General features: G+C 56.2%; 20 protein-coding genes. 7 read left to right on the top strand and 13 right to left on the bottom strand.

Annotation, left to right across the window (positions count from 1 at the left end):
- The gene (locus QMP16_RS08405; RefSeq protein WP_058271993.1) at positions 1-924 is read right to left on the bottom strand and encodes a carbohydrate ABC transporter permease; all 924 of its coding nucleotides are present in this window, start codon (positions 922-924) and stop codon (positions 1-3) included.
- A gap of 96 nt (positions 925-1,020) precedes the next feature.
- A complete protein-coding gene (locus QMP16_RS08410) occupies positions 1,021-2,280 on the bottom strand; it encodes an ABC transporter substrate-binding protein (RefSeq protein WP_058271992.1) in 1,260 nt (419 codons plus the stop codon).
- 150 nt (positions 2,281-2,430) lie between these two features.
- Here QMP16_RS08410 and QMP16_RS08415 point away from each other — a divergent pair, with 150 nt between their 5' ends.
- The 7 genes from QMP16_RS08415 to QMP16_RS08445 all read left to right on the top strand — a co-directional run bounded on the left by QMP16_RS08415 (position 2,431) and on the right by QMP16_RS08445 (position 11,013).
- Positions 2,431-3,237: an IclR family transcriptional regulator gene (locus QMP16_RS08415; RefSeq protein ID WP_282151996.1), complete on the top strand. Its 807-nt coding sequence runs from the start codon at positions 2,431-2,433 to the stop codon at positions 3,235-3,237.
- Entirely contained in the window at positions 3,234-4,292 is a 1,059-nt protein-coding gene (locus QMP16_RS08420) for an ABC transporter ATP-binding protein (RefSeq protein WP_282151997.1), read from the top strand. Before QMP16_RS08415 ends, QMP16_RS08420 begins: the two co-directional genes overlap by 4 nt.
- A 135-nt stretch (positions 4,293-4,427) precedes the next feature.
- Positions 4,428-5,387, top strand: a complete 960-nt coding sequence (locus QMP16_RS08425) for a dihydrodipicolinate synthase family protein (RefSeq protein WP_282151998.1) — start codon at positions 4,428-4,430, stop codon at positions 5,385-5,387.
- Complete coding sequence (locus QMP16_RS08430) at positions 5,378-6,310, top strand: proline racemase family protein (RefSeq protein WP_282151999.1); 933 nt, start codon at positions 5,378-5,380, stop codon at positions 6,308-6,310. Before QMP16_RS08425 ends, QMP16_RS08430 begins: the two co-directional genes overlap by 10 nt.
- Positions 6,307-7,545 carry an NAD(P)/FAD-dependent oxidoreductase gene (locus tag QMP16_RS08435; protein ID WP_282152000.1) on the top strand — a complete coding sequence of 413 codons (1,239 nt, stop codon included), beginning with the start codon at positions 6,307-6,309 and terminating at the stop codon, positions 7,543-7,545. Before QMP16_RS08430 ends, QMP16_RS08435 begins: the two co-directional genes overlap by 4 nt.
- A 9-nt stretch (positions 7,546-7,554) precedes the next feature.
- A complete protein-coding gene (locus QMP16_RS08440; protein WP_282152001.1) occupies positions 7,555-8,580 on the top strand; it encodes a trans-3-hydroxy-L-proline dehydratase in 1,026 nt (341 codons plus the stop codon).
- Between the two features lie 219 nt (positions 8,581-8,799).
- A complete protein-coding gene (locus tag QMP16_RS08445) occupies positions 8,800-11,013 on the top strand; it encodes an NADP-dependent isocitrate dehydrogenase (protein WP_282152002.1) in 2,214 nt (737 codons plus the stop codon).
- A 277-nt stretch (positions 11,014-11,290) separates the two neighbouring features.
- Here the strand turns inward: QMP16_RS08445 and QMP16_RS08450 are convergent, their stop codons facing one another.
- The 11 genes from QMP16_RS08450 to QMP16_RS08500 all read right to left on the bottom strand — a co-directional run bounded on the left by QMP16_RS08450 (position 11,291) and on the right by QMP16_RS08500 (position 26,663).
- Positions 11,291-12,397 (bottom strand): transporter substrate-binding domain-containing protein, encoded by a 1,107-nt coding sequence (locus QMP16_RS08450; protein ID WP_058271983.1) that lies wholly within the window; start codon positions 12,395-12,397, stop codon positions 11,291-11,293.
- 45 nt (positions 12,398-12,442) lie between these two features.
- The gene (locus QMP16_RS08455) at positions 12,443-13,705 is read right to left on the bottom strand and encodes a substrate-binding periplasmic protein (RefSeq protein ID WP_282152003.1); all 1,263 of its coding nucleotides are present in this window, start codon (positions 13,703-13,705) and stop codon (positions 12,443-12,445) included.
- A 22-nt stretch (positions 13,706-13,727) separates the two neighbouring features.
- Entirely contained in the window at positions 13,728-14,513 is a 786-nt protein-coding gene (locus QMP16_RS08460; RefSeq protein WP_282152004.1) for a PP2C family protein-serine/threonine phosphatase, read from the bottom strand.
- 3 nt (positions 14,514-14,516) lie between these two features.
- Positions 14,517-15,506, bottom strand: coding sequence for an FHA domain-containing protein (locus tag QMP16_RS08465; RefSeq protein WP_282152005.1), 990 nt, complete (start codon positions 15,504-15,506; stop codon positions 14,517-14,519).
- 206 nt (positions 15,507-15,712) lie between these two features.
- Complete coding sequence (locus QMP16_RS08470; RefSeq protein ID WP_282152006.1) at positions 15,713-17,875, bottom strand: serine/threonine protein kinase; 2,163 nt, start codon at positions 17,873-17,875, stop codon at positions 15,713-15,715.
- Positions 17,876-18,213: 338 nt separating this feature from the next.
- Positions 18,214-19,500 (bottom strand): dynamin family protein, encoded by a 1,287-nt coding sequence (locus QMP16_RS08475; RefSeq protein ID WP_108859664.1) that lies wholly within the window; start codon positions 19,498-19,500, stop codon positions 18,214-18,216.
- Positions 19,497-21,539, bottom strand: coding sequence for a dynamin family protein (locus QMP16_RS08480; protein ID WP_282152007.1), 2,043 nt, complete (start codon positions 21,537-21,539; stop codon positions 19,497-19,499). Before QMP16_RS08480 ends, QMP16_RS08475 begins: the two co-directional genes overlap by 4 nt.
- A gap of 66 nt (positions 21,540-21,605) precedes the next feature.
- The gene (locus QMP16_RS08485) at positions 21,606-22,466 is read right to left on the bottom strand and encodes a hypothetical protein (RefSeq protein ID WP_282152008.1); all 861 of its coding nucleotides are present in this window, start codon (positions 22,464-22,466) and stop codon (positions 21,606-21,608) included.
- 23 nt (positions 22,467-22,489) lie between these two features.
- Positions 22,490-22,891, bottom strand: coding sequence for a hypothetical protein (locus QMP16_RS08490; RefSeq protein WP_282152009.1), 402 nt, complete (start codon positions 22,889-22,891; stop codon positions 22,490-22,492).
- A gap of 32 nt (positions 22,892-22,923) precedes the next feature.
- Positions 22,924-24,642, bottom strand: a complete 1,719-nt coding sequence (locus QMP16_RS08495; RefSeq protein WP_282152010.1) for a dynamin family protein — start codon at positions 24,640-24,642, stop codon at positions 22,924-22,926.
- Between the two features lie 8 nt (positions 24,643-24,650).
- The gene (locus tag QMP16_RS08500) at positions 24,651-26,663 is read right to left on the bottom strand and encodes a dynamin family protein (protein ID WP_282152011.1); all 2,013 of its coding nucleotides are present in this window, start codon (positions 26,661-26,663) and stop codon (positions 24,651-24,653) included.
- Position 26,664: the final 1 nt, after the last annotated feature.

Genomic DNA, 26,664 nt, shown 5'->3' on the forward strand with positions numbered 1-26,664 from the left:
TTAATGCCCCCTTTCTTCGCGGTACATCGACCACAGGAAATAGGCGATGAAGCACAGCATGATCAGGAACAGGATCACCGCGATGGCGGCGCCATATCCCATGCGGAAGCCGTATTCTGACAGCGCGACTTCGAACATGTAATAGGCAAGCACACGGGACGAACCGAACGGGCCACCCTGGGTCATGATCGAGATCAGATCGAATGACCGAAGCGCGCCGATGATGGTGACAACGAAAGCAATGAAGGTGGCTGGGCGTAGTTGAGGCAGGATGATGTGCCACAGCATCCGCCCGCCTTTTGCACCGTCCAGACGTCCGGCCTCGATCTGTTCAGGATCCACAGCGTTCAGGCCAGTGAGATATAGGATCATGCAATAAGCTGTTTGCGGCCAGAGACCGGCAAAGATGATGCCGTAGGTGACGAAACGCTCATCCCCCAGAACATTCAGCGGGCCGAAGCCGAAGAATCCCAGGAATTCGTTCAACAGGCCGAAAGTCGGATCATAGAACCACGTGAAAACGAGTCCGACGACGACCTGAGAGATGACAAAGGGGAAGAAAAACAGCGACTTATAGAGCCGAATGCCCCAGACGGTTTGATTCAGGAACAGAGCAATGAACAGACCAGCTGGGATTGCCAGCAGGTACATGATCAACCAGATCAGGTTGTTCTTCAGCGATATGTAAAACGCGTCGCGGTCGGCCAATTCCCAATACAGGTCTTCGTAGTTGCGAAAACCCACATATTCCGCTGCGCCAAGCCCATCCCATTCGTACAAGGACAAGTTGAACGATTGGAACACTGGAATGATCACATAGACCATGAAGAACAGCAGACCCGGGGCCAAAAATAGCCAGGGCGCTATGCGCTGTTGATTTCTGTGGAACCAGCTTTCTTGTTCAGGGACATCGACGGCTGACATGCGCTCACTCGGTTTTGGATCAAAGAAGTAAGTCGGGTATGCACCCGCCTTACGCACGAAGTGGTGCAGGCCGGGCAAAAGCCCGGCCCGACCGGTTTAGTTTTCGTAGATACGCTGACGTGCGCGTTCCAGTTTGGACAGGATACGGTCAGCATTGTCCGGCTTGACCATGAATTCCTGGAACCCTTCCATCGACACCTTCGCCATTTCCGCAGGTGCGTCACGATCCCAGAACTGGGCTACGCCACCGGGGCTGTTGGCGGACAGCATCTCAAAGCCTTGCTGCAGGAACTTGTCTTCATCAACAGACGATTGAGCGTTCACAGGCAGCTGGCCCAGGTTCGCGCCGTTGTTGATCTGAGTTTGCTCATCCGCGGAAACGGCAAAGCGCAGGAACTCACGCGCGGCTTCTTTATTCGATGCGTTGGCCGGGATGTGGAAGGTATCAGTTGGCGCATCTTCCGCCAATTCTACATCCGGGTTGATAGAAACGAACTGATAGAAGTCCAATTGGTCGTCGGTCAGTCCCGCTTCGCGCAGCGGCGCAACAGCAAAGTTACCCATCAGGTACGCGGCGGCTTCGCCGTTCACCATGAAGGGCAGGGCCTCTTGCCAGCTGTACGTCTGATGGTTGTCGACGAACGCGCCCATGTCGATCAGCTGTTTCCAGTTGGCGAAGGTCTGCTTGACCCGGTCGTCTTCCCAGCTGATTTCGCCATTGGCAAGCTGGTTGTGGAAGTCAAACCCGTTGGTGCGCATGTTCAAGTAGTCGAACCAGCCGCCAGCGGTCCATAGGAACTTGGTGCCGATCGTATAGCAGGCGCGACCGGAATCGACGATCTTCTGACAGTTCGCCAGCTCTTCTTCCCAAGTCGTTGGCTCGGTCAGGCCCAGCTCGTCAAAGATGTCTTTGCGATAGTAAACACCCCACTGATAGTAGGTGTAGGGTACACCCCACTGCTTGCCGTCGATGGTCATCGCACCTTTGGTCGATGCCAGATTTTCGGCGATCTCAGGTTCGGCCCACAAGTCCGATACATCTTCGAACAGGCCTGCCTCGACGTAGGGCTTCATGCGGTTTGCCGCATACCACGTCGCCACGTCCGGCGTATCCGCAGTCAGGAAGTTGCGGATCTGGGTCTTGTACGCCTCGCGGTCGATTACTGTTGTTTCGATCTCCAGTCCCGGATGCTGTTCCGCAAAACGGTCGATCATTGCCTCCATCGTCGCGCGCGGCGCGGGGTTGGAGGTATCGAGAAAGATTCGCAGCTCACCGGTCAGTTCGGCGGCGACAGGTGCGGCAAGTGCGACACTGGCTGCCAAAGCGGCGGCAGTGCGCTTGTACATGGAATGCATGGTTTCCTCCCTTAGCTTCCATTTTATATTTTTGAAGTTCCAAATAATGAAACTGTGTTTTATATATTGAAAACTACACATCAACTCGGTTAGTCTTGTCAAGACCCTCGTGCCGATTGCGATGGGTTAATTGGAGGAGAACAGGCATCCGTGGCTGGTGACGGAACAATAGGAAAAGCATGTGATGTGCTGGATCAGGTGGCTGCGTTCGCGCGCCCGGTTCGATTCGCAGAGCTGTTGGAAAGCAGCAATTTCCCCAAGGCGACCCTGTATCGGTTCCTGCAAACGCTGACCAATCAGGGAATGCTGTCGTATGATCCGGACCGACAGACATATACGCCCGGGTTGCGGCTGGTTCGGCTAGCCCATGCGGCATGGACACAAAGCTCGCTCGCGCCAATTGCACGACCGTTTCTGGATGCATTGAGCCGGGAAACCGGGGAAACGGTGCATCTGGCGCAGCTCGATTCAAATCAGGTGCTGTACGTGGATAAACGCAACGCAGCCCAGCCGATTGAGATGTATTCGCAGGCTGGCAAGGTCGGTCCGGCCTATTGCACAGGCGTGGGTAAAGCCATGATGGCGTTTCTGGATGAGGCCGGGCTGGACCGCGCCGCGTCTCAGCAAAGCTACCACCGCTTTACCGATAAGACACTGACATCCGAGGCGGCGTTGCGCGCGGATCTCGACCTGATCCGCAGCCGTGGCTATGCCGTTGATGACGAAGAGCATGAGCCCGGCATCATCTGCATTGCCTGTCCTATCCTTACCTCAGGCGGGCGGATGTTGGGGGCGATTTCCGTGACCGGATCGACCGAACGGATGAATTTCGACCAATTGGAAACCTGGGTTCCCCGTGTTCGCCGTGTGGCCGAACAAATCGGAGCCGAAGCACAGGCCTGGCGGTTCCCCGAGACCCGCCCGAGCGCCGAAACAGACAGGATGCAAGCGACATGACAGGTGTGACTCTGAACCAGGCGATCAAGCGGTATGGCGAGACGCAGGTTATTCACGGCATTGATCTGGAGATCGAAGATGGAGAGTTTTGTGTCTTCGTCGGCCCTTCGGGCTGTGGTAAATCCACTTTGCTGCGGATGATAGCGGGCCTAGAGGAAACGACCGAAGGGCAAGTCCATATCGGCGCACGCGACGTGACCCATATGGATCCGGCCAAGCGCGGCGTAGCCATGGTGTTCCAGACCTATGCCCTTTATCCGCACATGACCGTGGCAGAAAACATGGGCTTTGGTTTGCGCATGAATGGCGTGGAAAAGTCCGAGATTAACAAGAAAGTGCAAGACGCTTCGAACATCCTCAAGTTGGATCAATACCTCAAGCGTAAGCCCAAAGCCCTGTCTGGTGGTCAACGTCAGCGGGTCGCCATCGGGCGTGCCATTGTGCGGGGCCCCGAGGTGTTTTTGTTTGACGAGCCACTGTCCAATCTAGATGCGGAGCTGCGCGTAGAAATGCGGGTCGAGATCGCGCGGCTGCACAATGAAATTGGCGCGACCATGATCTATGTGACCCACGATCAGGTCGAAGCGATGACAATGGCCGACAAGATCGTGGTGCTTCGCGATGGTCGGATCGAACAGGTCGGCGCGCCGATGGATTTGTATCGCGACCCAGACAATCGGTTTGTGGCGGGATTTATCGGGTCACCAGCCATGAATTTCCTTGATTGCGACATCGTCGATGGAAAGGTTTCGCACCCGGCTCTCAGCGAGCCGCTGGATGTGCCTGTAAACGTACCGGCAGGGATGAGTAAAGTGACCCTTGGCATACGTCCGGAACACATCGCAGTGGATCGGGCAGGCGATACCTGCACGGTTGATCTGACCGAAGCGCTTGGCGGTGTCAGCTATACGTATCTGCTGACGCCCAATGGCGATAAGCTGATTGTCGAGGAACGAGAAGATCAGCGCAGCAAACAGGGTGAACGCATCGGGCTGTCAGTGCGACCGGAACGCGCGATGCTGTTCGATCCCGAAACAGGTCACCGCCTTCGCTGAAAAATCCATTTTGTAATTTGAGCGCGCCCGATCATCGATCCGGCGCGTTTTTAATTTTTCTGGATTTTGTATCCAATATCCGTTATGGCGATTCTAAAAGCGTGTGTAACCGCCCAGCCATCGAGGAATTTACCAATGTCGACCAATGTGTTCACCGGCACGATGCCCGCTCTGATGACACCATGCAAACCCGACCGGACGCCTGACTTTGATGCGTTGGTGCACAAAGGAAAGCAGATGATCGACGCGGGTATGTCCGCGGTGGTCTACTGCGGCTCGATGGGGGATTGGCCCTTGTTGACCGATGCACGGCGGATGGAAGGTGTCGAGCGTTTGGTCGACGCGGGTTTGCCCGTTGTGGTCGGGACCGGAGCCATCAACACCAAATCCGCGGTGGCCCATGCGGCCCATGCACAAAAGGTAGGCGCCGTTGGCCTGATGGTCATTCCACGCGTTCTGTCCCGCGGCAGTTCACCTGCCGCGCAGAGGAACCACTTCAAAGCGATCTTGTCAGCTGCCCCCGATGTTCCGGCGATCATCTACAACAGTCCGTATTATGGCTTTGCTACGCGGGCCGACCTGTTCTTTGCTCTGCGCGCAGAACATTCAAACCTGATCGGCTTCAAGGAATTCGGGGGCAAAGACGATCTGCGCTATGCGGCCGAGAACATTACCAGTCAAGATGATCAGGTAACCCTGATGGTGGGTGTCGATACCGAGGTCTTCCACGGTTTCGTAAACTGCGGCGCAACCGGGTCGATCACCGGGATTGGCACAGCCTTGCCGCGCGAAGCGCTGTTGCTGGCTGCTTTGTCCAAAAAAGCGGCGCAGGGCCATGCTGAGGCCCGCCAACGTGCGCTTGAACTGACCGAGGCGATTCAGGTGCTTTCCAGCTTTGACGAAGGCCCGGATCTGGTGCTGTATTACAAGCACTTGTTGGTTCTGAACGGGGAACAGGAATACCGATTGCACTTTAACGAGACGGATGAGTTGACGGAAGCACAACGTAACTATTGTGAACAGCAATATGATCTTTTCCAGACTTGGTATGCCGATTGGTCGAAACAGGGTGGGGTGATCTCTGAATGCACGTGATCGACAGTCACACAGGCGGCGAACCGACGCGTGTCATACTGGATGGCGCGCCCGATCTAGGCTCTGGGCCGTTGGCGGAACGAGCACAGCGGCTGGTGACAGAGCATGAGGCGTTCTATCGCTCTGTCATGTTAGAGCCGCGCGGCCAGCCAGCCATGGTCGCTGCGTTACTGGTCGAGCCGGTTGATCCGACATGCGTGACTGGTGTGATTTATTTCGATGTCGATGCCGTTTTGGGCATGTGTGGGCACGGAACCATCGGTCTGGCGGTCACATTGGCTCATCTGGGACGAATCGACGTGGGCCAACACCGGATCGAAACGCCTGCCGGGGTGGTGACGGTCAAGTTGCACGATGCAAACACCGCAACCGTGATCAACATTGAAAGCCGCAGAATTCATCAGGCCGTTACACTGGATGTCGCGGGCTATGGCCATGTCACAGGCGACGTTGCATATGGCGGCAACTGGTTCTTCATCGTTGATCCCAGCCCGATCCCGGTCGAGCCTGCCAATATTCGCCAACTGACGGATATGACGGTCGCCATCCGAGAGGCTTCGATCACGCGCGGGGTTGGCGGCGAAAAAGGCGAACCAATTGACCACGTTATCTTTCAAGATGATTCACCAGATCCGTCAGTTCACAGTCGCAATTTCGTTCTGTGCCCCGATGACAATTATGACCGCTCACCGTGCGGAACGGGCAGCTCGGCCCGACTGGCCTGTCTGGCGGCGGACGGGCGCTTAGCGCCGAGTCAGGAGATCATCCAGCAAAGCGTGATTGGCAGTTCCTATCGGCTGTCCTACCAGCCCGGGCTAAACGGGGGTGTTATCCCCTCGATCACCGGACAAGCATTCGTCATGGCCGAAGCGACGTTGTTGTTCAACGATAACGATCCTTTCAGAGCCGGGATCGAAACATGACCTTACAAGTCGTTGTCATCGGCGCCGGAGTAATTGGGATTACGACCGCGCTCGAACTGCAACGACGGGGCCATTCCGTGCTTGTCTTGGATCGCAAGGGCATCGCGGCTGAAACATCAGCCGGTAACGCCGGGGCGTTTGCCTTTTCTGAGGTCGAACCACTGGCCACGCCCGGCATCATGCGCAAAGCACCGAAGTGGTTGTTGGATCCGTTGGGCCCACTATCTATCCCGCCGGCCTACGCCTTGAAAATTGCGCCGTGGATGTACCGGTTTTGGCGCGCCAGCCGACCGGACCGCTATGAAAACTTGCTTGGTGCACAAGCCAGTTTGATGGCGTTTTCCAAAACTGCGCTTGATCAACTGATATCTACCGTCGATGGCGAGCACTTGCTGCAACGCGATGGGCAGATGCAGTTGTATGAAAGCGAGGCTGAATATCGCGCCAGTTTGCCGACATGGAAATTGCGGCGCGAACACGGGATCGAATTTGAACTGATTGAAAGCCCGGCCGCAATTGCCGAGATGCAGCCGGGACTCAGCCCTCGGTTCACCCATGCCGGATTTACGCCGAACTGGCTGAACACTGTTGATCCAAAACGATGGGTCGAACACCTTGCTGAGGTCTTTCAGGGTCGCGGCGGTCGGATTGAACGGAAAGATATCCGAACCCTGTCACCGCAGGAAAATGGTGTGCGGGTCGCATGCGCGGACGGAACAATCGAAGCGAGCAAGGTGGTGGTTGCCGCAGGTGCTTGGTCTCATCACATCGTGCAAACATTGGGCGATCGCATTCCACTGGAAACCGAGCGTGGATACAATACGACTTTGCCGGAAGGCGCATTTGATTTGCGTATGCACCTAACATTCTCGCGCCACGGCTTTGTTGCCAGCAAAATAAATGGTGGCGTGCGCGTCGGAGGGGCAGTCGAACTGGGCGGGTTAACCTTACCGCCAAACTACAAGCGCGCCGATATTTTGTTGGAAAAGGCGGCGGCGTTCCTGCCTGGACTAAAAACCGAAGGTGGCACGCAATGGATGGGATATCGTCCATCGTTGCCGGACAGCATTCCGGTGATCGGCCCGTCTAGTAAATCGGCGGATGTCGTTTACGCATTCGGGCACGGGCATTTGGGCCTGACCCAATCTGCTGGAACTGCGGAACTCGTCGGGGCGCTGGTCGATGGGCAAGACCCGCCAATATCATTATCGCCTTACGCCGCCACCCGATTTTAAGGAGGGGATATGCGCAGCATTAAGACCATTCATGTCGTGTCGGCCCATGCCGAAGGCGAGGTCGGCGACGTCATCGTTGGCGGCGTCTCGCCGCCGCCCGGTGACACGATCTGGGAGCAACGGACGCATATTGCCAACGATCAAACGTTACGAAATTTCGTTCTGAACGAACCGAGAGGCGGTGTGTTTCGTCATGTCAATCTTCTGGTTCCGCCCAAACATCCGGATGCTGACGCCGCCTTTATCATTATGGAGCCCGAGGACACTCCACCCATGTCTGGTTCAAACTCGATCTGTGTTGCCACGGTTTTGCTGGATAGCGGGATCATCTCGATACAAGAACCCGAGACAATTCTGACGCTTGAAGCGCCCGGAGGCCTGGTTCGCGTGCGCGCTGAATGCCGGGGCGGTAGGGCAGAACGGATCCACGTGCAGAACCTCCCCAGTTTTGCCGGTAAGCTCTCTGTCCCGTTAGAGGTTCCGGGTTTGGGCACGCTGACTGTTGATACGGCTTTTGGAGGCGACAGTTTCGTGGTTGTTGATGCCGCTAAGCTGGGGTTTGACATAACCCAAGACGAAGCACGTGAAATCGCCCGGACAGGCGTTACAATTACGAATGCCGCCAATGCCCAATTGGGGTTCTCGCATCCCGAGAACCCGGAATGGACCCACATTTCCTTTTGCGCTTTTTGTGGCCCGCTTGAAAAGACGCCTACTGGTTGGCGCGGTAAATCTGCCGTTGCCATCCAGCCCGGAAAGGTGGATCGCTCGCCCACGGGAACAGCGGTTTCTGCTCGTATGGCGCTGATGGCGGCCAAGCGACAAATGACCGCCGACCAGACATTCGAAGCAATATCCATAATTGGCTCACGCTTTTCCGGACGCATTGTCAAGGAAACGCAGATGGGTGCCCTATCCGCGATCATCCCCGAGATCAGCGGTCGCGGTTGGATCACCGGTATCCATCAGTACATGCTTGATCCTGACGACCCGTGGCCGGATGGCTACCGTGTCCGAGACACTTGGGGCGCTTAGTTTTTCAGCATTACTTCAAGAAACGAGGGCTTTTGTGTACCCCGTGTCAATATGCGCCGCCTGTTGACGATTGATCCCAAGCCAATCGTGATTTATGGGAGACCTTGTCAACACAGAGTCACCGTTGGGCGGTAGGTTGAAAACGCCCATCATTAGCCACCCGTTTGTGGCACACTCTAGGATCGCACGCCCCGAAAGGCTTAAAAAAGGTAAAAGAATATGGCAGATAACTCAAACTTCGACATATTGTATACCATTGTAGACGAAGCGCCCGAACTGGCCAGCGCATCGTTTCTGCCCATCATTCGCAAATTTGCCTCTGCGGCGGGTGTCAGTGTCGGAACCAAGGACATTTCACTGGCGGGCCGTATTCTGGCAACGTTCCCCGAGAACCTGACTGACGCGCAACGCATCACCGATGATCTCGCGGCTCTGGGCGAGTTGGTGAAAACTCCGGATGCTAACGTCATCAAACTTCCCAACATCTCGGCGTCGGTCCCGCAGTTGGTGGCGGCAATCGAAGAGTTGCAGTCGCAAGGCTATGACATTCCGAACTACCCCGAAGAACCCTCGACTGACGAGGAAAAGGCGATCCGCGCGCGTTACGACGCGATCAAAGGCTCGGCTGTGAACCCGGTACTGCGCGAAGGTAACTCGGATCGTCGCGCGGCGCGTGCGGTGAAGAACTATGCTCAGAAGAACCCGCATTCGATGGGGGAGTGGGCGTCGGACAGCAAAACCAAAGTGTCGTCGATGTCTGGCAATGATTTCTACGCTAACGAGAAGTCAGCCACCATTACCGCCACTCAGGCGGGTGATGCCAAGATCGAATTCGTCGGCAATGACGGCAGCGTCACTATCCTGAAAGACGTCTGGCCGCTGGCCGAGGGCACAGTTGCTGACGCCACTTTCATGTCGGTCAAGGCGCTGTCATCCTTCCTGGCAGATGCGATTGAGGACACCAAGAAAGACGGCACCATGTTCTCACTGCACATGAAAGCCACGATGATGAAGGTCTCGGACCCGATTATCTTTGGCTTCGCGGTCAAAGCCTGGCTTGCCCCGGTATTCGAAAAATTTGGCGCTGAACTCGACGCTTTGGGTGTGAACCCGAATTCCGGCTTAGGCGATTTGCTGGAACGTGTTCAGGGCAATGCCGATATCGTGGCTGCCATCGAAGCGATCAAAGGTGATCGCCCGTCCATGTATATGGTCGACAGCGACAAAGGCATCACCAACCTGCACGTGCCGTCAGACGTGATCATCGACGCCTCGATGCCCGCCATAATCCGGGCAGGCGGAAAAGGCTGGAACGAGGCTGGTGCAAAGGGCGACACCAATTGTGTGATCCCCGACCGCTGCTATGCGTCGGTTTATGATGAGAGCATCAACTTTTTTAAAGCCAATGGCGCGCTGAACCCTGCTACTGTCGGTGCTGTCGCCAACGTTGGTCTGATGGCGCAAAAAGCGGAAGAATACGGTTCGCACCCGACGACGTTCCAAGCGCCGGCCGACGGTGCCATCCGTATCGTTCTGGCCAATGGCGAGACGCTGCATTCGCATGACGTTGAAAAGGGCGACATCTGGCGCGCCTGCACTGTGAAGAAAGCTCCGATCGAAAACTGGATCCAGTTGGCCATGGACCGTCAGCGTTTGACTGGGTCCGAGGCGATCTTCTGGTTGGACGCAAACCGCGCCCACGATGCGGAACTGATCAAATACGTCAAACCGGCGCTTGAAGCGGCTGGTGTGGCCGACAAGTTCCTGATCATGGCTTCGCGCGAGGCGACCCGCCAATCGTTGGAAACCATCACGACAGGTAAGGACAGCATCGCTATCACGGGCAACGTGTTGCGCGACTACCTGACTGACCTGTTCCCGATCCTGGAACTGGGCACGTCGGCCAAGATGCTGTCGATTGTGAAGCTGATGAATGGCGGTGGTCTGTTCGAAACCGGCGCGGGTGGGTCCGCTCCGAAACACGTGCAGCAATTGGTCGAGGAAAACCACCTGCGCTGGGACTCGATGGGTGAGTTCTGTGCTTTGGGTGAATCGCTGAACTTCCTGGCCGACAATAATGGCAACGCCAAAGCGGGTGTTCTGGGTGCTGCGGCCGAAGCGGCCACGCAAGGCATCCTGGACAACAATAAATCGCCCAGCCGTAAAGTTGGGCAGCCAGATAACCGTGACAGCCACTATTGGTTCGCACGCTATTGGGCTGAGGCTCTTGCCGCGCAATCGGGTGATGCTGAATTGGCAGCAGAATTCACGCCGATTGCAAAAGAGCTGGCGGATAAAGAAGATCAGATCCTGTCTGAACTGGCGAACGCTCAGGGTGCTGCCGCAGATCTCGGTGGATATTATCACACCGATCCTGCCAAGACCGCAGCAATAATGCGCCCCAGCGCGACACTGAACGCGATCATCGGCTGATAAACAGTACCCACGTTTTGCGGCGTGGGTATTTTCGGAATGATGAGATCAATAGAAAAAAGGGCCGACCCCCAAAGTCGGCCCTTTTTTGAGTGAGTGGTCAGGCCGAAGCCTCACCGGTGTAGTTAATTTAACGTTAGCTAATCCACGAGTTTTGGAAATTAGGGGATTCCCGTACTTTTGGGACCTTTGGGTTCAACCTGTAGCTAAACCACCTGTTTAAAACGAAAAAGGGCCGGTCAAATGACCGGCCCAATTCGCGCGAAAAGTCGAATGATCAGTTAGATGCTGCGTTCAGCTTTTCATTTTGTTCGCGAAGGGTGTCCGAGATAATCGCGTACCATTCGCCGGACTGACGCATTTCGTTCAGGCCCTTGTTCATCATTGCAATGTACTCACGTGCGAACGGGTTGGTGCGGTGTGCAAGAAAGCTCATCGACGACAGGGTCGACACATAGGGGTTTTCGACCAGATCTGTCGAAGTCAATCCCATGTCATTCATGGTCGAAGCGAACAGATCGACTTCAAACGCGGCGACATCCGCTGTGCCGGTCAGAACGGCATCAAGGCATTCGCGAGCAGAGTTAGGTTGGACCACATTCGTATTTTCGCGGTTCAGCCCGACTTCTTCCAGGACCACCATGCTCCAACCTGACATGCGGCAAATGGTTGAACCTTCAAAGTCTTCGAACTTTGTCGCGCTTGCATAGTCGCTTTCCGGCAATGTGAAGAAACCACCTACGATGTCGTATACGGGGACAGAAGCCACGAATTGCGTACACCTCGCTTCAGTTTCAGACGACCATTCGTATGTGCGGTTCGTACAATCCGGGACGGTCCAGGCGATTGAAATATCGAACGCACCCAGCGGCAACAATGTGTCCAGATGCGAGCTCCAGTCGTCGACAAAGCTGACGGAGTAATCGCGGCTGTTGCCTGCACGCTGAAGACTGGTTGTTGCCAGACGGGTCATGATACCGCCGCCACCCAGTGCTTCACTGGTGAAGGGTTCCCAACCGTTACCCGCCACCATTTTGATTGGGGGGGCGTAAACATTTGATCTCTTGACGCTTGCCGCGCGTTGCTCTTCTGCTGCGATCAGTTCCTGCGCGGACTGACCGTTTGGTAGGCTACCATCCTCACAGGGCAAGGCCAGAACCAGGCCTGGCTCAAGTGCGTTTGGGTTGGTGATGATGTTACGGTTCGCGTTAAAGATCGGCTGATAGTTCGACGTGCCGTATGCCGCGATCGCAATGGTCGCCATCGTGTCGCCGTCCGCAACTGTATAATTGGTACAAGCTTCTTGCGCAGCGGCGGCACCGGCGCTCAGAGCGGTGACGGCGGTGGCCGACAGTACAACTTTCTTAAGGTTCAATTCAAACATGTCCACTTCCTCCAGACTTTTCTTCTAGTTAGGCCACATGGGGCCTTAGCCATTTTCCATTTGATGACGCAGAGCGGTTGAAACGATGTCTCGCCACTCTCCGGATTGCTGCATGATGTTCAAACCCTGATTGAGCGTCTCAAGGATCGCTTCCCCATCCGGGTTATCTTTATGGGTCATGACGTTAAGCGACTTGATCGCCGCCAGATTGGGGTTTTCTACAATACGGTGTTCGTACCCCAGCCGTCCGATTGCTTCGAAGGCCAGATGAGCTTCGATCGCGACGATATCGGCTGTCCCGTTCATAAGCGCGTGAAAGCAATCATCGGGTGAAACCGGCCGCATTAGCGAGATCGCCGGTGCGTACAGTCCGACCGCGTCCATGTGCGACAGCGACCAACCTTCGGGACGACAGATTGTTGTCCCGGCGAAGTCCGCGTAGGTCAATGTTTGCTCATAGCCCGAGCCCTCGCGGGCAAAGAACGTGTCCACAACTTCATAGAACGGGTTAGAAAAGTTGTATGTATCGCACCGCGCGCGGTCTTTTTCAGAAAGCGTCTCGGCCTCTTCACAGTTTGGACGCGACCAGGGGAAGGTGGCATCGAAAGCGAGTGTCGGCATCAGAAGATCTAGATGCGACGACCAGTCGTTGACGAACTGGATCTTATAGGACTGTTCGGGCGCGGCGCGCAGCATCGCTGTTTCGACAAGGTAGGTGTAGAGCCCGCGATTGGGCAGGGCCTCGTCGGTGAAAGGCGCATAGTTACCACCAGTGATAAGCAACAACTGACGGTCGCGGATTTCGGGGCGTTCGCCGGCATCTGCGTTACGGATCAGCGCTGCGGCTTCTGCCCGCGCGGATTCGATCTCATCCTTGGCAGCCGATTTTGCAGCGATCACTGCATCTTCGCTTGCCTTTTTGGCTTCAGCTTCGGCTTCGGCAACGCGGGCTTCCGCCTCTGCGATGGCTTTCGCCGCGCGATTCTCGGCTGCCTTGACCAGCTCGGCTGCCATTTCGGCGGCCATGGCTTCGGCCTCGGTCTGCGGCGCGGCCGGTGCGCGCCCGATCTCTTCCAAACAAGGCATTGTCAGAAGGTCGCCTACCCGAATGATGTTCGGATTGTTTCCGATCACGTCCCGGTTTGCATCGTAAATGATACGAAAGTCTTCGGTCGAATAAACTTCGATGGATAACTCGCGCAGGCTGTCGCCCCGTTGAATTTCGTAGGTTGAGCATGCCTGTTGCGCCGAGGCGGTACCCGCAGCGGCAGCAAGTGCCAGGCTTGATATGATAAGATGGTTTCTCATGGGTCCTGTTGCTTTGCCTTTTTTAGTTTTTTGTAAGTTTGACAACACCGATTGAGATGTTGTCCTGATCCGGGTCGCCCTTAGCGTTCAGCGCGGCCTGCAACGCCCCAGCTATGTCTTGTGCAAGCCCGCTGGCATTGGATTGAAGAATGGATTGAATTTCAGCGTTGCTGAGATATTGGAGGCCATCGCTTCCCAGAACCAAAACATCCGAAGGTGTCAGGTCCAACGGGGTTTCCGGGCAATCGACCTTTGGAATTGCCGCACCCATGATGACCGAAGTCAGTTGGTTGCGGTCAGGATGGGCCAGGGCTTCGGCCTCGGTCAAAGTCCCTTCGGCCAATTGTGCATCAATCATAGGAGCCATCGAGTGATCTTCGTTGATCTGCGACAGCTCTCCGTCCCGGAACAGGTAAAGCGGGCTGTCGCCGATCGAAATCCAGAACAGCCGCTGGCCCAACAACAAAGTGCCCAACATGGTTGAGCCCATGTTGAATCCAGTACCTTGTTCCTCGGAATAACAGGCAATGGACGCATTGGCTTGCATTGCCGCAAGGGGCAACGCGTCGATCAATGCGGACTCGGGTGTCGTTGAACCTTCAAGCTCGGCATCTAACGCGTCACGCCAGGCCTGGATCACAAGGTCCGAGGCGACTTCACCTGCCGCATGCCCGCCCATGCCGTCAGCGACGACGACATAGCTTGCATTCGCCGCATCGAACATGCGCGAAGCAACCGCGTCCTCCTGCGTGTCACGCTGGCCCTTGTCCAGGATCAGCGCAATATCATATGCCGGTGTCGCCAGCATCTATTAGGAATCCCGCCAGTCAAAGCCATCGTCACAGAAGGCGGCAAAGCGGACTGATGTTTCGCTGATGCGGATCAGATCCCCGCTGGACAGTGGGACGGTGCTGAGAACCGGCTTGCCGTTCAGACGCACCAGGTTGGCCTTGCCGCCGTGTCCCAGATAACATTTGCGGTCCTCGGGGTCATAAGCAATCACCGCATGGTTGCTGCGGGAAATACCAGTGTCTCCAAAGTCGAGCTGAATGGCCTGATCGTCGTTGCGGCCAATCTGCATCAAGCCCTCGGTCAGCGTTACGCTCGCACCCCGGCCCGGACCACTAGTGATGACCAGCCAACCAACCGGGAAAGACTGTTCGGCATTGTCTGTCTTGGCTGCAGGTTCTGCTGTCTCGATGAGGTCCTGCACATGCGTGTCGGCGCGTTCGAAACCCAGGAAGGTTGTCTTGACGCGACCACGACGATCTTCGGCAGCCGCGGGCTGCGGAACCGGAGCAACCTCAACCAGTGGTTCTTCGGCGACCGGTGCTTCTAGCACCGGTTCTGCGGCGGGTTCGTCAGCGATTACCTCGATGATCTGTTCCGGCTCGGGTTCCTCGACTTCAAGTACCTCGTGTTCGACAACCTCTTCGACTTCTTCCTCAACTGCCGAGTGCAGCGTCAACACGGTTTCTGCTTCGGGCGCGGGTACTTCGTCTGCCACGTTCTGAACTTCAGCGATAACTTCAGCGACGACGACATCATCTTCAGCCTCAGTTGCATCTGCTACGTCTTCCTCAGAGAATTCCGGCATTTTCTCTTCGGGCACCAACTCATCGGTTTCTTCGTAGCTGTCCGAGGACATATTGCCGCCTGCCAGCGCTTCGCGCAGGGCATTGAAATCGGCGATTGGTTCGGTCTTTTCCGCCTCTGGCGCTACTGCTTCTTCGGCTTCGTTCTCTTTCGGTTTGCCGGCACCTTCGAGAAGCCGGCTAAGAGGGCTTTTGTATTTGAACATGGTGTCGACACCTTTATTCCTTGGCACAGGACAATGGTCCTATGGGGCTGCTTCTTACCTCTGTGCGCGGTTGCACAACGGCACGGATATTTGTGACAACAAAGTCACTTTCTATTTCCGCGACGGGCCGGTTCCCGTCAGGGGTGCCGAATTTGGCGCTACCCTCAGCAAATACATACTGGCAGATCACATTCGAACCGGTCAGATCACTCCTGCGCTAATGGCATGTCAGCATCCGTCTCGACGCCACTGCGCAAAACGCTGAAACGGGCCTGCGGCTGGTCTTCGGAAACGAGTTTGGCCAACAAAACATCAAGGCTGTCCGAGCCATCAATGCCAGTGACAGAAATTGTCTCTGAGACCAGGACATCCCCTTCCTGCAAGCTGCCTGCCGCCTCCGGCGGAACCGAGCTTAGAACTGTTTTCCAACCCGCACCGTCTTTGTTCTGAATTGTGAAAACGTAGCCATTTTCCAAGCCGAGCACGCGCATTGCGGGCAGTGCCAACAATCCGTTCTGAGGGCGGGTTTCACCCAATGTGCGATACCGGGCAGAAACGCGGATGTAGCCGTCCGGGTCCACATTCAGATCGTTCAACACCTGAGCAGCAAAAGTCGTATCTGCCTGCACTGGCTTGCCGTTCAGAGTGAAGATCGTGGCGCCGCGCGTGACCCACTCACCCACAATTGACGCGTCCATATCCTGGTCAACACCAGTTATCGCAATCACGTTGCCGGTCGAAGCCCGGCGGCGTGATGTCTGAAACGGGATGTCTACGTCCCAGTGAGAGAATGCGATCTGCTGTTCTGCGAGGTTCACCGGTTCCGCCGGAACAGGCGGCGTCGGCTCGACGGTCGCGGCTTCAGCCGTTTCCGTCGCCGCAGCTTCTTCCTGCTCCGTGACAACCGGATCTTCTTGCGCCTGCTCGACAGGCTCTGGAGTGGATGCGACCTCGGCCTGCTTGGTCTCAGTTGGTTCTGGTGCCGGCTCCACTTCGGCTGCGGTCACTTGTTCGACCGGGTCCTGCTCGGATGTTTCGACTGAGGCGGTTTCTTCCACCGTTTCCGTTACTACGGGCGTTTGCGTCGATGCGGTGTCTTCGGCCGGAGTTTCCTCTCCGGACATCAGGAAGAACCCGCCCGCCGCCAAAGCGGCGACCACGGCCACACCCGCAACAATTTTGCCTGCACCACTGGATCCGCTTTTGACCACAGTATCCACCGCGACCGGAACTTCATCCTTCGATGTGAACGTGGCGAGCCCGTCGTCGTTCTTGTCCTCATTGCCCAGTGCAATGTCAGTGTTTCCGGCAAGCAATGCGGTGACAACGGCTTCGGCGTTTTCGCTTTCAGCCTTGATCCTGGCTTTCTCTTCTTCTTCGTCTTTTTGGTCCATCGCCACGATCACCGACACCGGCCGATAGTCAAAGCTGTCGAACATCACGCCGGGGCCGCGGAACATGCGTAGCCAATCTAATGCGGTCTGTAGGCGATCCGTTGCGTGAACTTCCATCGCCTTGTCAATGGCTTCCAGGAACCCGTCGGGGTAGCCTTCGATACGCCCCGCCAGCGGTGTGTAGGGGTCCGTCTGACCGTTGTTGAATGCGTTCAGGCGGGTCTGACCGTCGATCGGACGTTCGCCGCTGATGGCGTGATACAGGGTCGCCGCAAGAACATAGAGGTCACTGCTTGGTCCTTGTTCCGCGCCGCGTACATAAAACTCATGCGGCGAATAACCATCCTTGATAACCCGCAGGGTCATCAGCGCGGCGGACTGGTGCGCAGCCTGTTCGCGCGCGGCGCCAAAGTCGATCAGTACCGGATCACCATTTTCGTCGATCAGGATGTTGTCGGGCGAAATATCGCGGTGTAGCATGCCGCTTTGGTGGATGAAAGACACCGCCGACAGCATTTTTTCAGTGACCTGAACGATAAAGTCTGGGCCAGCTTTGTTTTTGGAATCTTCAACGTAGTCCAGCAGATCGCAGCCACGGATAAAATCCATCGCGATATAAGCGGTCTCGTTGTCTTCGAACACCTGATGAACGTCGACGATATTGGGGTGTACCAAGCGAGCGTGATTGCGTGCTTCGAGAATAAACAAGTCGATGATTGCGCGCAAATCGTCCTTGTAGTCCGGCTCGACCGGTTCAACCATATCGCCGTTACGACGGCAAAGGGCACCGGGATAGCACTCTTTGATCACAACTTCGCGTTCCAGACTGTCCCGCGCAAGATAGGTGATCCCAAATCCGCCATTGCTGATAAAACGCAGGATCTCGTACTGCCCGCGCAACAGCTTGGCGCCTGGTTGAAGACCTTCAATTTTCGGTTCGTCGTGCGTCGCGCCGACGGCCTGGTTGTGGCTCATTTCTTTCCGCCCGTTCTAATCGTTTTGCGGCTTACTTAACTGGGCTTTCAGCCCGCGAACTCACAACCAAACACAACCGCAGGACACTCATGTACGTTAGACGTTTCAAATTTGACTTTATTGGGGCCGCCTGATGGCTTCACTAAGAACCCACCGCAAAGAAAATCCATATGTGGTGCCAGTGCCCATGTAGAAATCTAAATGTTGATTTTCTGGCAGCAAAACTTGCGGACTGAGTGCCTGTTTTTTGCGGATTGGTCACTAAATCCGAAACAATAAACGCGCGATTCTGAGGGCTTCGAATCGCTGCATTGCGGCTCAATTAAAACGGGTAGGCATCAGGTTCCGGTTTTTGCCTGAACGGAATCGACGCGGCTGCCAGCCCAGGCGAGGTTGTCGCTGAGCTGGGCGAGGATGCTGATCGCGTCCTTCAGTGGCGCGTCACCGCTTTCGAATTGCAGTAGCAAAAGAAGATCAGTGGCCTTTTCAAACTCGCCGGGAATCCAGTCAGCTTCAGTGGCGATTTCGCCCCCTTGCTCCAGACGCTCTGCAAAATCTTCGACGATTTCCTGACAACTGTTCAGGAATGCGGCGGGTTCAATATCCGATGTCTCGCGCAAGTCGTCATAGATACTGGCAATCGCCGCCAGCCAGTCTTCAAGGATCGGGTTTTCAAGCGGGGGAAGGGCGGATTCCAGCGTCGCATGGATCGAGGGCGCTTCGACCTGCGCTGGTTCAGCTTCTGCGATGTTCAGGCTGGCCAGAAACGGAAGAAACTCCTGCTCGATGTCATTTTGGGCAGCTTCCAAATCCTTCAAACGCCGCTCGGATGCGACTTGCAGGACCTGTTCGGCCAGATTTTGACCGCCACAGGTCTCCCACAAATCAAAATCAGGCTCGGGTTCTTGCGCCATAGCCTTGACGGCGACCGGTGTGCCAATCGGCACGACAGACCGAAAGAATTTACCTTTTTCTTTTTCCAACCGGTGCAGAACACGGTCCAGAGCATCCCGAACCGGGGGGAGATCCGCGTGGGTTACTGCCAGCAAACTGTTCGAGCGCAACTCTTGCGGAACTTGTGCCCACAGGTGGCGCTCAGTCTCACGCCAGGCATTGGTTCCGTTCGTGCACCAGATGGCACAATCGACATAGGATAATAGGTCCAGAGTGGACTTGTAGGTGTCATCCAGTGCGCCGGTTCCCGGCAGATCGAACAATGAGATCTCTTGCAGGGCAGGGGTATTCAACCCAACCGAGATAAAATCAGGGTTATCCGCCGCGGCTTTTTCCAGCGCAATGCCGGAATAGACTTTGGGCTCTTTGTCCCACCAGCCAACCGTGGTTTCCGGTGCGTCTGCATAGGCCACGATGACCAATGGCAGTTTTAGATGCTGCGGACCCGTGGGCAGAATGTCCGCCCCGGCCAGCATGTTTGCGAGGCTGGATTTTCCGGCGCCGAATTCCCCGGCAAAACCGATATTGACCGCATTCGAAAGCCGTTCGGCATGAAACAAGGCGCGCTCGCGCATCTTGTCCAGACCCGCCTCTGACGGCAGGTTTTCGGTGGCGGTCAGGAAGCGTTCAAGCTTGCGTACTTCCTGTTCGGTTCCGGGAAATTCAATCATTCCGCAGCCTCTGCTAATTTCTTGTCGGCGCTATTGCCGCCGAATACCGCATCCAGATCATCTGCAACACGTTGCGCCTGATCGAATGCTGCCTGTGCTTCTGCACGAACATTGGTTTGGCCGGTTCCGACCCGTTGTTCAAGATGTCCAGCCAACAATGCCAGATAATGGTCAAGAACGGTGTTCAGACGCTCAAGCAGATCGGCGCGCGCCGTGTCCACCAGATCGTCCCCGATCATTTCGAATTCCTGAACGATCATCCGCTCGGCCCGAGCGACCACACTTTTACGCGAAATCAGACGGGACAGCCAGCTGACGCGCAATTCCACGGTGATGCCCCGGGTCAGTGCAGTGGTATCCGGACGGAACCACCGAACCGCACTGGTGTTCATCCGACTATCGGCCGGGTCCTGCCAGCCGGGCAGGGCGCGAAGCGCGGCATTGCTGTTCATGTCGACGGCGTAAAGCTCGCTCAGCATTCGCTGCCGCACCACCTGTGTTGCACCCTGAACCAGCTCGCGCATGCGGTCCCGCAGCGGCGAAAAGTTCAGTTCGGTGTCACCGCCCTTGGCCAACAAGGGGGAATCGCCATTCGGACCGCGGACAACGGCGGAAACGGCTTCGGACACAGTGTCATCCATGACGCCGCGAAGATTGGCCAACACATCATCCATATCGTCAATGATCTGTGTGTTTTTTTGCGAAACCAGCGCGCGCAGCTCAGCCAGTGTTTTGTCGTTTTCGTCGCCGTCGGTCATGTCGGCGGAGTTTTCGTCGTCAATTACGCGCAGATGGGCCTTGGACCGTTCCAGCTCACCTTGCGCAAAACTGTTAAGGTGCTGCCAGGCCATCTTGAGCTGTTCGTCACGGGGCCCTTGGGTCAAGGCGTGCGTAACGTGGCGGCGCAGGTCGGGCAGACCAGAGGCGATCATTGCGGCAAAGCGCAAAACGCCCTCACGGCTGATTGGGCCGGGCCCCTGTTTGATCTCTTCTACACCGTCCAGATATTGCTTCATCTGCTCGGGGTGGGCGCGCAGCCAAGCCAGAACGTGATCGTGGTTCACGCCGGTATCGTCACCGGTCAAGGCATAATGGGCCCATTGGGCACTGCCCATAAGAACATCGATGTCCGAGTTGCCCAGGGCTTTTTCCAGGCCATCCAAAACGTCCGCCCGGACTTTTCCGGCATCCTCGGCGCCACCGCCCAATTCGTCGACGCGGTTGATGAAGACGACGATTTGCCCCAGTTCCAGCGCCTGCATCAGGCGGAACAGCTTAAGGTCCGCGCGGGACAGAGCCTGATGCGCGGACAATACAACAACAAAGAAATCGGATTCCTTGAGGTATTGGCGCGAGATTTCTTCGCGGATCAACAGTGGGTCGTTGACGCCGGGCGTATCCGTGACCGTCAGCGGGAACGGAAAATGGCCAATGTCAAAGTAGACCTCGGCCTTGCGCGTGATGTCACTGTACAGTCCCCGATCTGAACCGGGGTCGTATTCTTCGCTGTCGGTCGGATCGTCACCCGCACAAACATAACGGGCCAGATCGTCCGAGTTCAGATGCTCCAGATCGTGATGCTGACCCAGCAACTGCTCATAGCTGTCGCCTAATCGCAGTTGGGCTCGGGTTTTCATCGCGTCGACCTGCTCTTCGATCATCTCGCGCTTATAGCTGTCCTCGTCGTCGGGGAACATGTTGCGCAGTTCTTCGCCCTCGGCGATCAGCGCCTGCCACTGACGGTTATCGAAGAAATGAAATTCGGCCCCTTGGGTCCGACCCGAGGGGTGACCGAAATGCATGTCGGTGATCACGGTCGTCCACGGATTAACATCCGAGGGCAGGTATTCGGCCTGCCCCGTAAACCCGTTGATAAGGCGGGACTTGCCAGCCTTAATCTGCCCGACAAATGCAATTGACGGTTTCAGATTTGATAGATCGCCTACAATACGTGAAATAAACTGGCGGGTCTCGTCGTTGCTGACCCCGTTCATGTCTTTGGCGATTCGAATTAACTCACGACGGTTATTTTCACTCATACTGTTACCCTGGGTACTTGCAATCACAGATTGAATTAGTCGAAAAATTGAATATTACGGGCGCGCTCATTCGGAACGCTCCGTCAGAGATGTCCACAAATTCACAATGGCGCCTAGCTTGCGCGCCTCGTGAACGACTATGGAGAATTCCTTGCCGTCATTCAGGACGGCCAAACCAGAACCTTTACCGCCGGACGGACGCATGACGATCAGTTGCGGATGATCCAGCGCGGCGGCAGCGTCATAATCCCAGCCCGACAGGTCACGTGCGAACTGCGCCAGCAAAGTTTGATCTGCATGTAATGGCTGATCTTCACTACAATCGCCATCAGACTGAACCGTTTCCCCGCCTTCAGCTTTGACCTGGATGCGACCAACAGCCAAACGCTGGCTGCCGAGATAAAACTGGTTGGCCAAATCGCTGGCATCATCTGTTCGTGCCACGTCATTTGCGGGCTCGGCAGTGTCCGGAACGACCGCTATGACGGGTTCAGCTGGCATTTCGATCATCGTGCAAGCACTAGCGATTTCGCTAAAAGTGATTCCGACATCGTCCGCTTCCAGCGTGGCGTCCGGCCGCAAGGATATCAGGCTGAGCGGTCCAGGCGCCGCTGCAATATCGGTTACCAACTGTGCCAATTGGCCAGCCAGCGTATCGCGCTCTTCGGCCTCAAAATCAGGCGCAACGCCGGACCGGACACGAAAGACATCAGTAACCCGAGAGCTGTTGACCTCAATCGCGAGACAATCGCCATTGGCAGCCGTAAACTCCAACCGGCGCGGCAAAACAGTGCCACGGATGGACTGCAATACTTTTTCGCGGCGCTCAAGCGCAGTGTCACCAGCAAGCGCGACGGCTGGCTCCAGCCGGGCAACCGATGATCGCCCAATGTCCTCGAGCAAATCGAGTATGTTTGTATCCATCATGCCGTGACCCCCTCTGGTCCCGTCTAAACTGCGGCCGCGACGGGCCCCAGACTGAGATGCGATTTTGTCAGTGCCAACCCTACATTCGCGCTGTTGCGACAGATGTAGCAGACCACATGATCCGGATAGGCCTGCGTCCGCAAGAAAATGTTCAACCGATCCTTTGAAAACACCGCGATTTCCCCAAATCCCGGATTTTCGGTATCAGCATTACCCGATTTCCGCAGCAATGCTTCAAAAGCACCCACGCCGCCGCCCTGAAACAGGTTCGCCACTGCAAGCGCGAGACTGTCCAGCACTTCGGCGTCCTCTTGATCGCGGACACTGGTCCCCAATAACATCCCTGTTTCCATGTCGACATACCCGGCTGCGACGCAGTCGGGTATCGTTTTCATCGCAGATTTCAGTGCGGCTTCGATAGACATCGGGCTTCCCGTCCTTCTACCTTGGTTTCACGTTATAAAACATGCCATTCAGCCCCGCCCTTGTTCCCGGCTTTCGGAAGCGTTGAAACGTCTTTTTTAGCGTCGCGGGCGCCGTGTTCAGCGGCGATCTTGTCGAACTCTTCCAGGAAGGCCGCAAAAACCTTTTTCAGGCCTTCCGGGTCTTCGGGAAGATCCTCACCAGCGGTGATCTCGCGCCACATCGCCGATGCGCTGAGTGTTGATCCGGCGTCCGCATTCAGCAATTTCTCTAAGGATTCAGCCTCGGTCCCTGTCTCGGGCGTTCCGTTTGACATAGGCACGACCTGTGTTTCGATCAGGCCGTTGGTTTCGGGTTCCAGTTCGAACTCATCGGCTGCACCATCCGATTGCTCGGCGAGCAATGCAACGATTGACGACACAGATGTGTCAGCGCGTTGTGCGTCTGCTTCTGGGTTTTCAGATACAGCATCTTCAGCTTGGTCAGCCAGCTTATCCTCGATCGACGCCAACAGGTGATCCTGACCATCGGAGGCGGTGTCAGACTGATTTGCCTCGCCTTCACCCTCGGCTTCCAGTTCCAAGGTCTCTTCTTCGTCGAAATCCTCGTCATCCAGGTCAAGAAACGCGTTTTCTTCCGAAGGGATCTCGGCAACATCGGCCAAATTCAGAGGCTGACTGGGCGTTTCCCGGAAAAAAGAGCGCAATTCGTCCTGATCGGTTTCAGGAGTGGTCTCTTCCGAGATCGCGGTCATTTCAGCCCGCAACCGTTCGGCCTCATCCGCGTCAATGCGGGGTGCGCGTTCAGTGTCGCCTGAGCGTGCCTCGACCCGGGAAGGACGGACCGGAAAGCTTGTTACGACTTCGTCCTGCAGATTTTCGTCCTGAACGGGATCGACCAGCTTTAGCGGCGCAGGCTGTTCTGCGCTCTCGGCGGGTTTGCGCGGTCGGTCAGGTTGCACACTGGGCATATGAGCAAGACTGTTGTCGATCTGGTAACGCGCCAGCATGTCTGCCCGGTTGTCCATGATCTGTTCGGTAATCTCAAGAAAACTGTCCACCATCTTGCCGCCGCCACTGCGTCCCCACAGTTCGGCATCACCGCTCTTGTCACGTGCGGTAATCGCATCGCGGGCCGAGAACAAAATCGACCGATTGAACAGATGCCCTGCCTCGCGGTTGACCCGGCGCAACACCTTCTGGCGGTCCTTCGCGCCCAGTGTATCCGCGCGGGTGACCAACAACAGCGAGTTGTGTTGCAACCGCTCCGGCAGCGCTACCCATGTCGCCCGTTCGGTCTCGCGCCAGGCCTGGGTAGAGTGTGTGCACCACAGCACCCCATTGGCCTGACCCACGGCGCGACGCCAGACATCAGTTGAAATCTTGGGGTCAGAAATGCCGGGCGTATCGATCAGATCGACCGCCTCGAGAATGTCGGATTCAAGGAAAATACGAACGAATTGGGCGTCGTTGACACCGACAGACTCCAACGCATCTAATTCGATGTTTTCGCGTGTGCCGTCATGGCGCTGCACATACGCAGATTTCTTGCCCCAGCTGAACCAGACCGGCGGCAACTGGGTCGCAGTCACCTGAGTCGGCAGCGTGTGCGACCGAAGCAGAAAGTTGATCAGCGTGGATTTGCCGGCGCTGAACTCGCCCATAAGCGCAAAGATCGGCTTGCGGCGGGACCACTGCTCAATGCGCTCCCATGCCTTGGGCGAGACGAAACGGGTTTGTGAGTCTTTTGCCATATCGCTACTTATGCTGCCTCGTTACTAAGATCTTTCAGGATGTCGCCCAGAATATCGTCACGCGATTTCTGTGGTGTCAGTCCTGCCATCAGAGCTGCGTTGCGGCTTGGGTCACTCTCGGCCGAAGCCGAAATGCTAAGCAACGTCTCTTTCTGCTCGCGCATGAAATCCGACAGGATCGCGCGAACGTTTTCCAACACGGCTGCAACCTGATTTTCCTCGATATCCTTGGTGATCGAATTCGCCTCAGACGCGATCAGGCGCGTATAGTCTGCTGCATAAGCTTCGAACCCTTTGCGGCGTTGCCACCAGCGACGCCACCAGGTGCTTTGCAAGTCCAATGCGATTGTTCGCCCAATACCGAGTGGGGGTGGGACACGCGGAACAATGGGTGCTTCGATACTGAACTCACCCAGGTGGTTGCCGAGTATCTTTTGATACAGCGTCTCAATATCTGCGGCCGCCGTATTGTACAGCGCACCTGCTTCTTTGCGCATTGACCGCGCAAAGCTGAAATACGCGGCCTTTTGCAAGGTGCGCAGACCTGCTGGGTCATACTGCCATGTGCCTTGTTCGCCGTTCAGCTCAAGGTGGGCAATTAGCGAATCCGTTGCACGTTTGACAAAGTTGGTTTCCGCAGAATTCAGTCTCTCCAACACCTTCGTGCGCAAGGATGCGGTCAGTTCAGCTACTTTCTTTTCGTATTGATCCGAAAGTGAGGCGATCGCTTCCTCTGGCGATACACCATCCAGATCACGCACAAGACCTTCGCCGCCCGAAAGGGTCTTGGCAACTGCCGTGGCGCGGATTTGACTGGCGATATTGCGGGCGCGGTGGCGGACGCGATCCAGCAAACGGGTGCCTGCGCCTTCGGCGATGCGTTCGTTCATGGCCAACAGAAGATCAGGCAAGCCGGACAGTGCCCAGATCTTGTCGAGCGAGGGTGCCTGATCGCCAAAACCGGCAGCCAGATAGAACGTGTTCAACGCCTCGCGCGATTCATCGGACAGAATCTCGGGGTTGCCCGTCAACGCGGCCTCGGCCCACAAGGCGCTGCCAAAGACAACGCTGGTATTGGCATCGATATTGTTCTGCTTGAGCGTGTCCTGAATACGGTCACGGATTTCGGGGACCTGATTGACCGGATCGGCCAATTCGTCAATTCGGTTCACAAACAGGATGATCTGCCGGTTTTCGAACTGCGCGATAATCCGCATCAGCGCCATGTCCATGGTTGTAAGCGCCTGGCTGGCAGCCAGAACAACAACGCAGACCTCAGATCCGCGCAAGCTGCGCAGGGTGATCTGTTCGCGGACCATAAAGGTATCGTTGACACCCGGCGTGTCGCACAGTTTGAGCGCAATCGGGTATTGCGGAATGTCCATATACAGTTCTGCCGACTTCGTCACATCGGCGAACCGCCCGGTCTTGGGGTTGATGTCCGGATCATCTTCGTCACCCAGACAGACATAACGCTGGATCAGCTCTTCGTCGAAGTAATCATATTGATGGCTCTGCCCCAGAATCAGGTCGAAATGCTGGCCCAATCTGGATTCGGATTTAGCCTTCATCTCGCCGATCTGGCGGCGAATGTCATCCATCTCATCATCGGCACCGGCGCGGTTTGCCAGTTCACCCAGACGGCCGCCGCCGACCATCAGGTTGTCCCATTCTTCTTGTTCAAAGAAGGTAAACTTGGCGCGTTTGTCGCCTTCTGTGCGGGTGTTGATGTTCAGCGTGGTCACCACCGATGTCCACGGGTTTACATCCGATGGCAGCAGGGCAGGGCGCCCGGCCAGGATGTTCACAATCGAGGACTTACCAGCCTTGACCTGTCCGACCATCGTAACGCTGGCCGAGAAATTCTCCATCCGCGTCTTGAGCGTGGCAAGACGTGCGGACGAACGTGCATCCGCCACCTCTGTCAATTGATCAATCTGTGCGGTCAGCGAGTTCATCGCTGACGTCATGGGCGTCAGTGCCTCATTGCCAACTGACAAAAGATGGTCGTTGCGCGCCATG

The organism is Ruegeria atlantica, from assembly GCF_947495585.1.
GTDB classification, from domain to species: domain Bacteria; phylum Pseudomonadota; class Alphaproteobacteria; order Rhodobacterales; family Rhodobacteraceae; genus Ruegeria; species Ruegeria atlantica_G.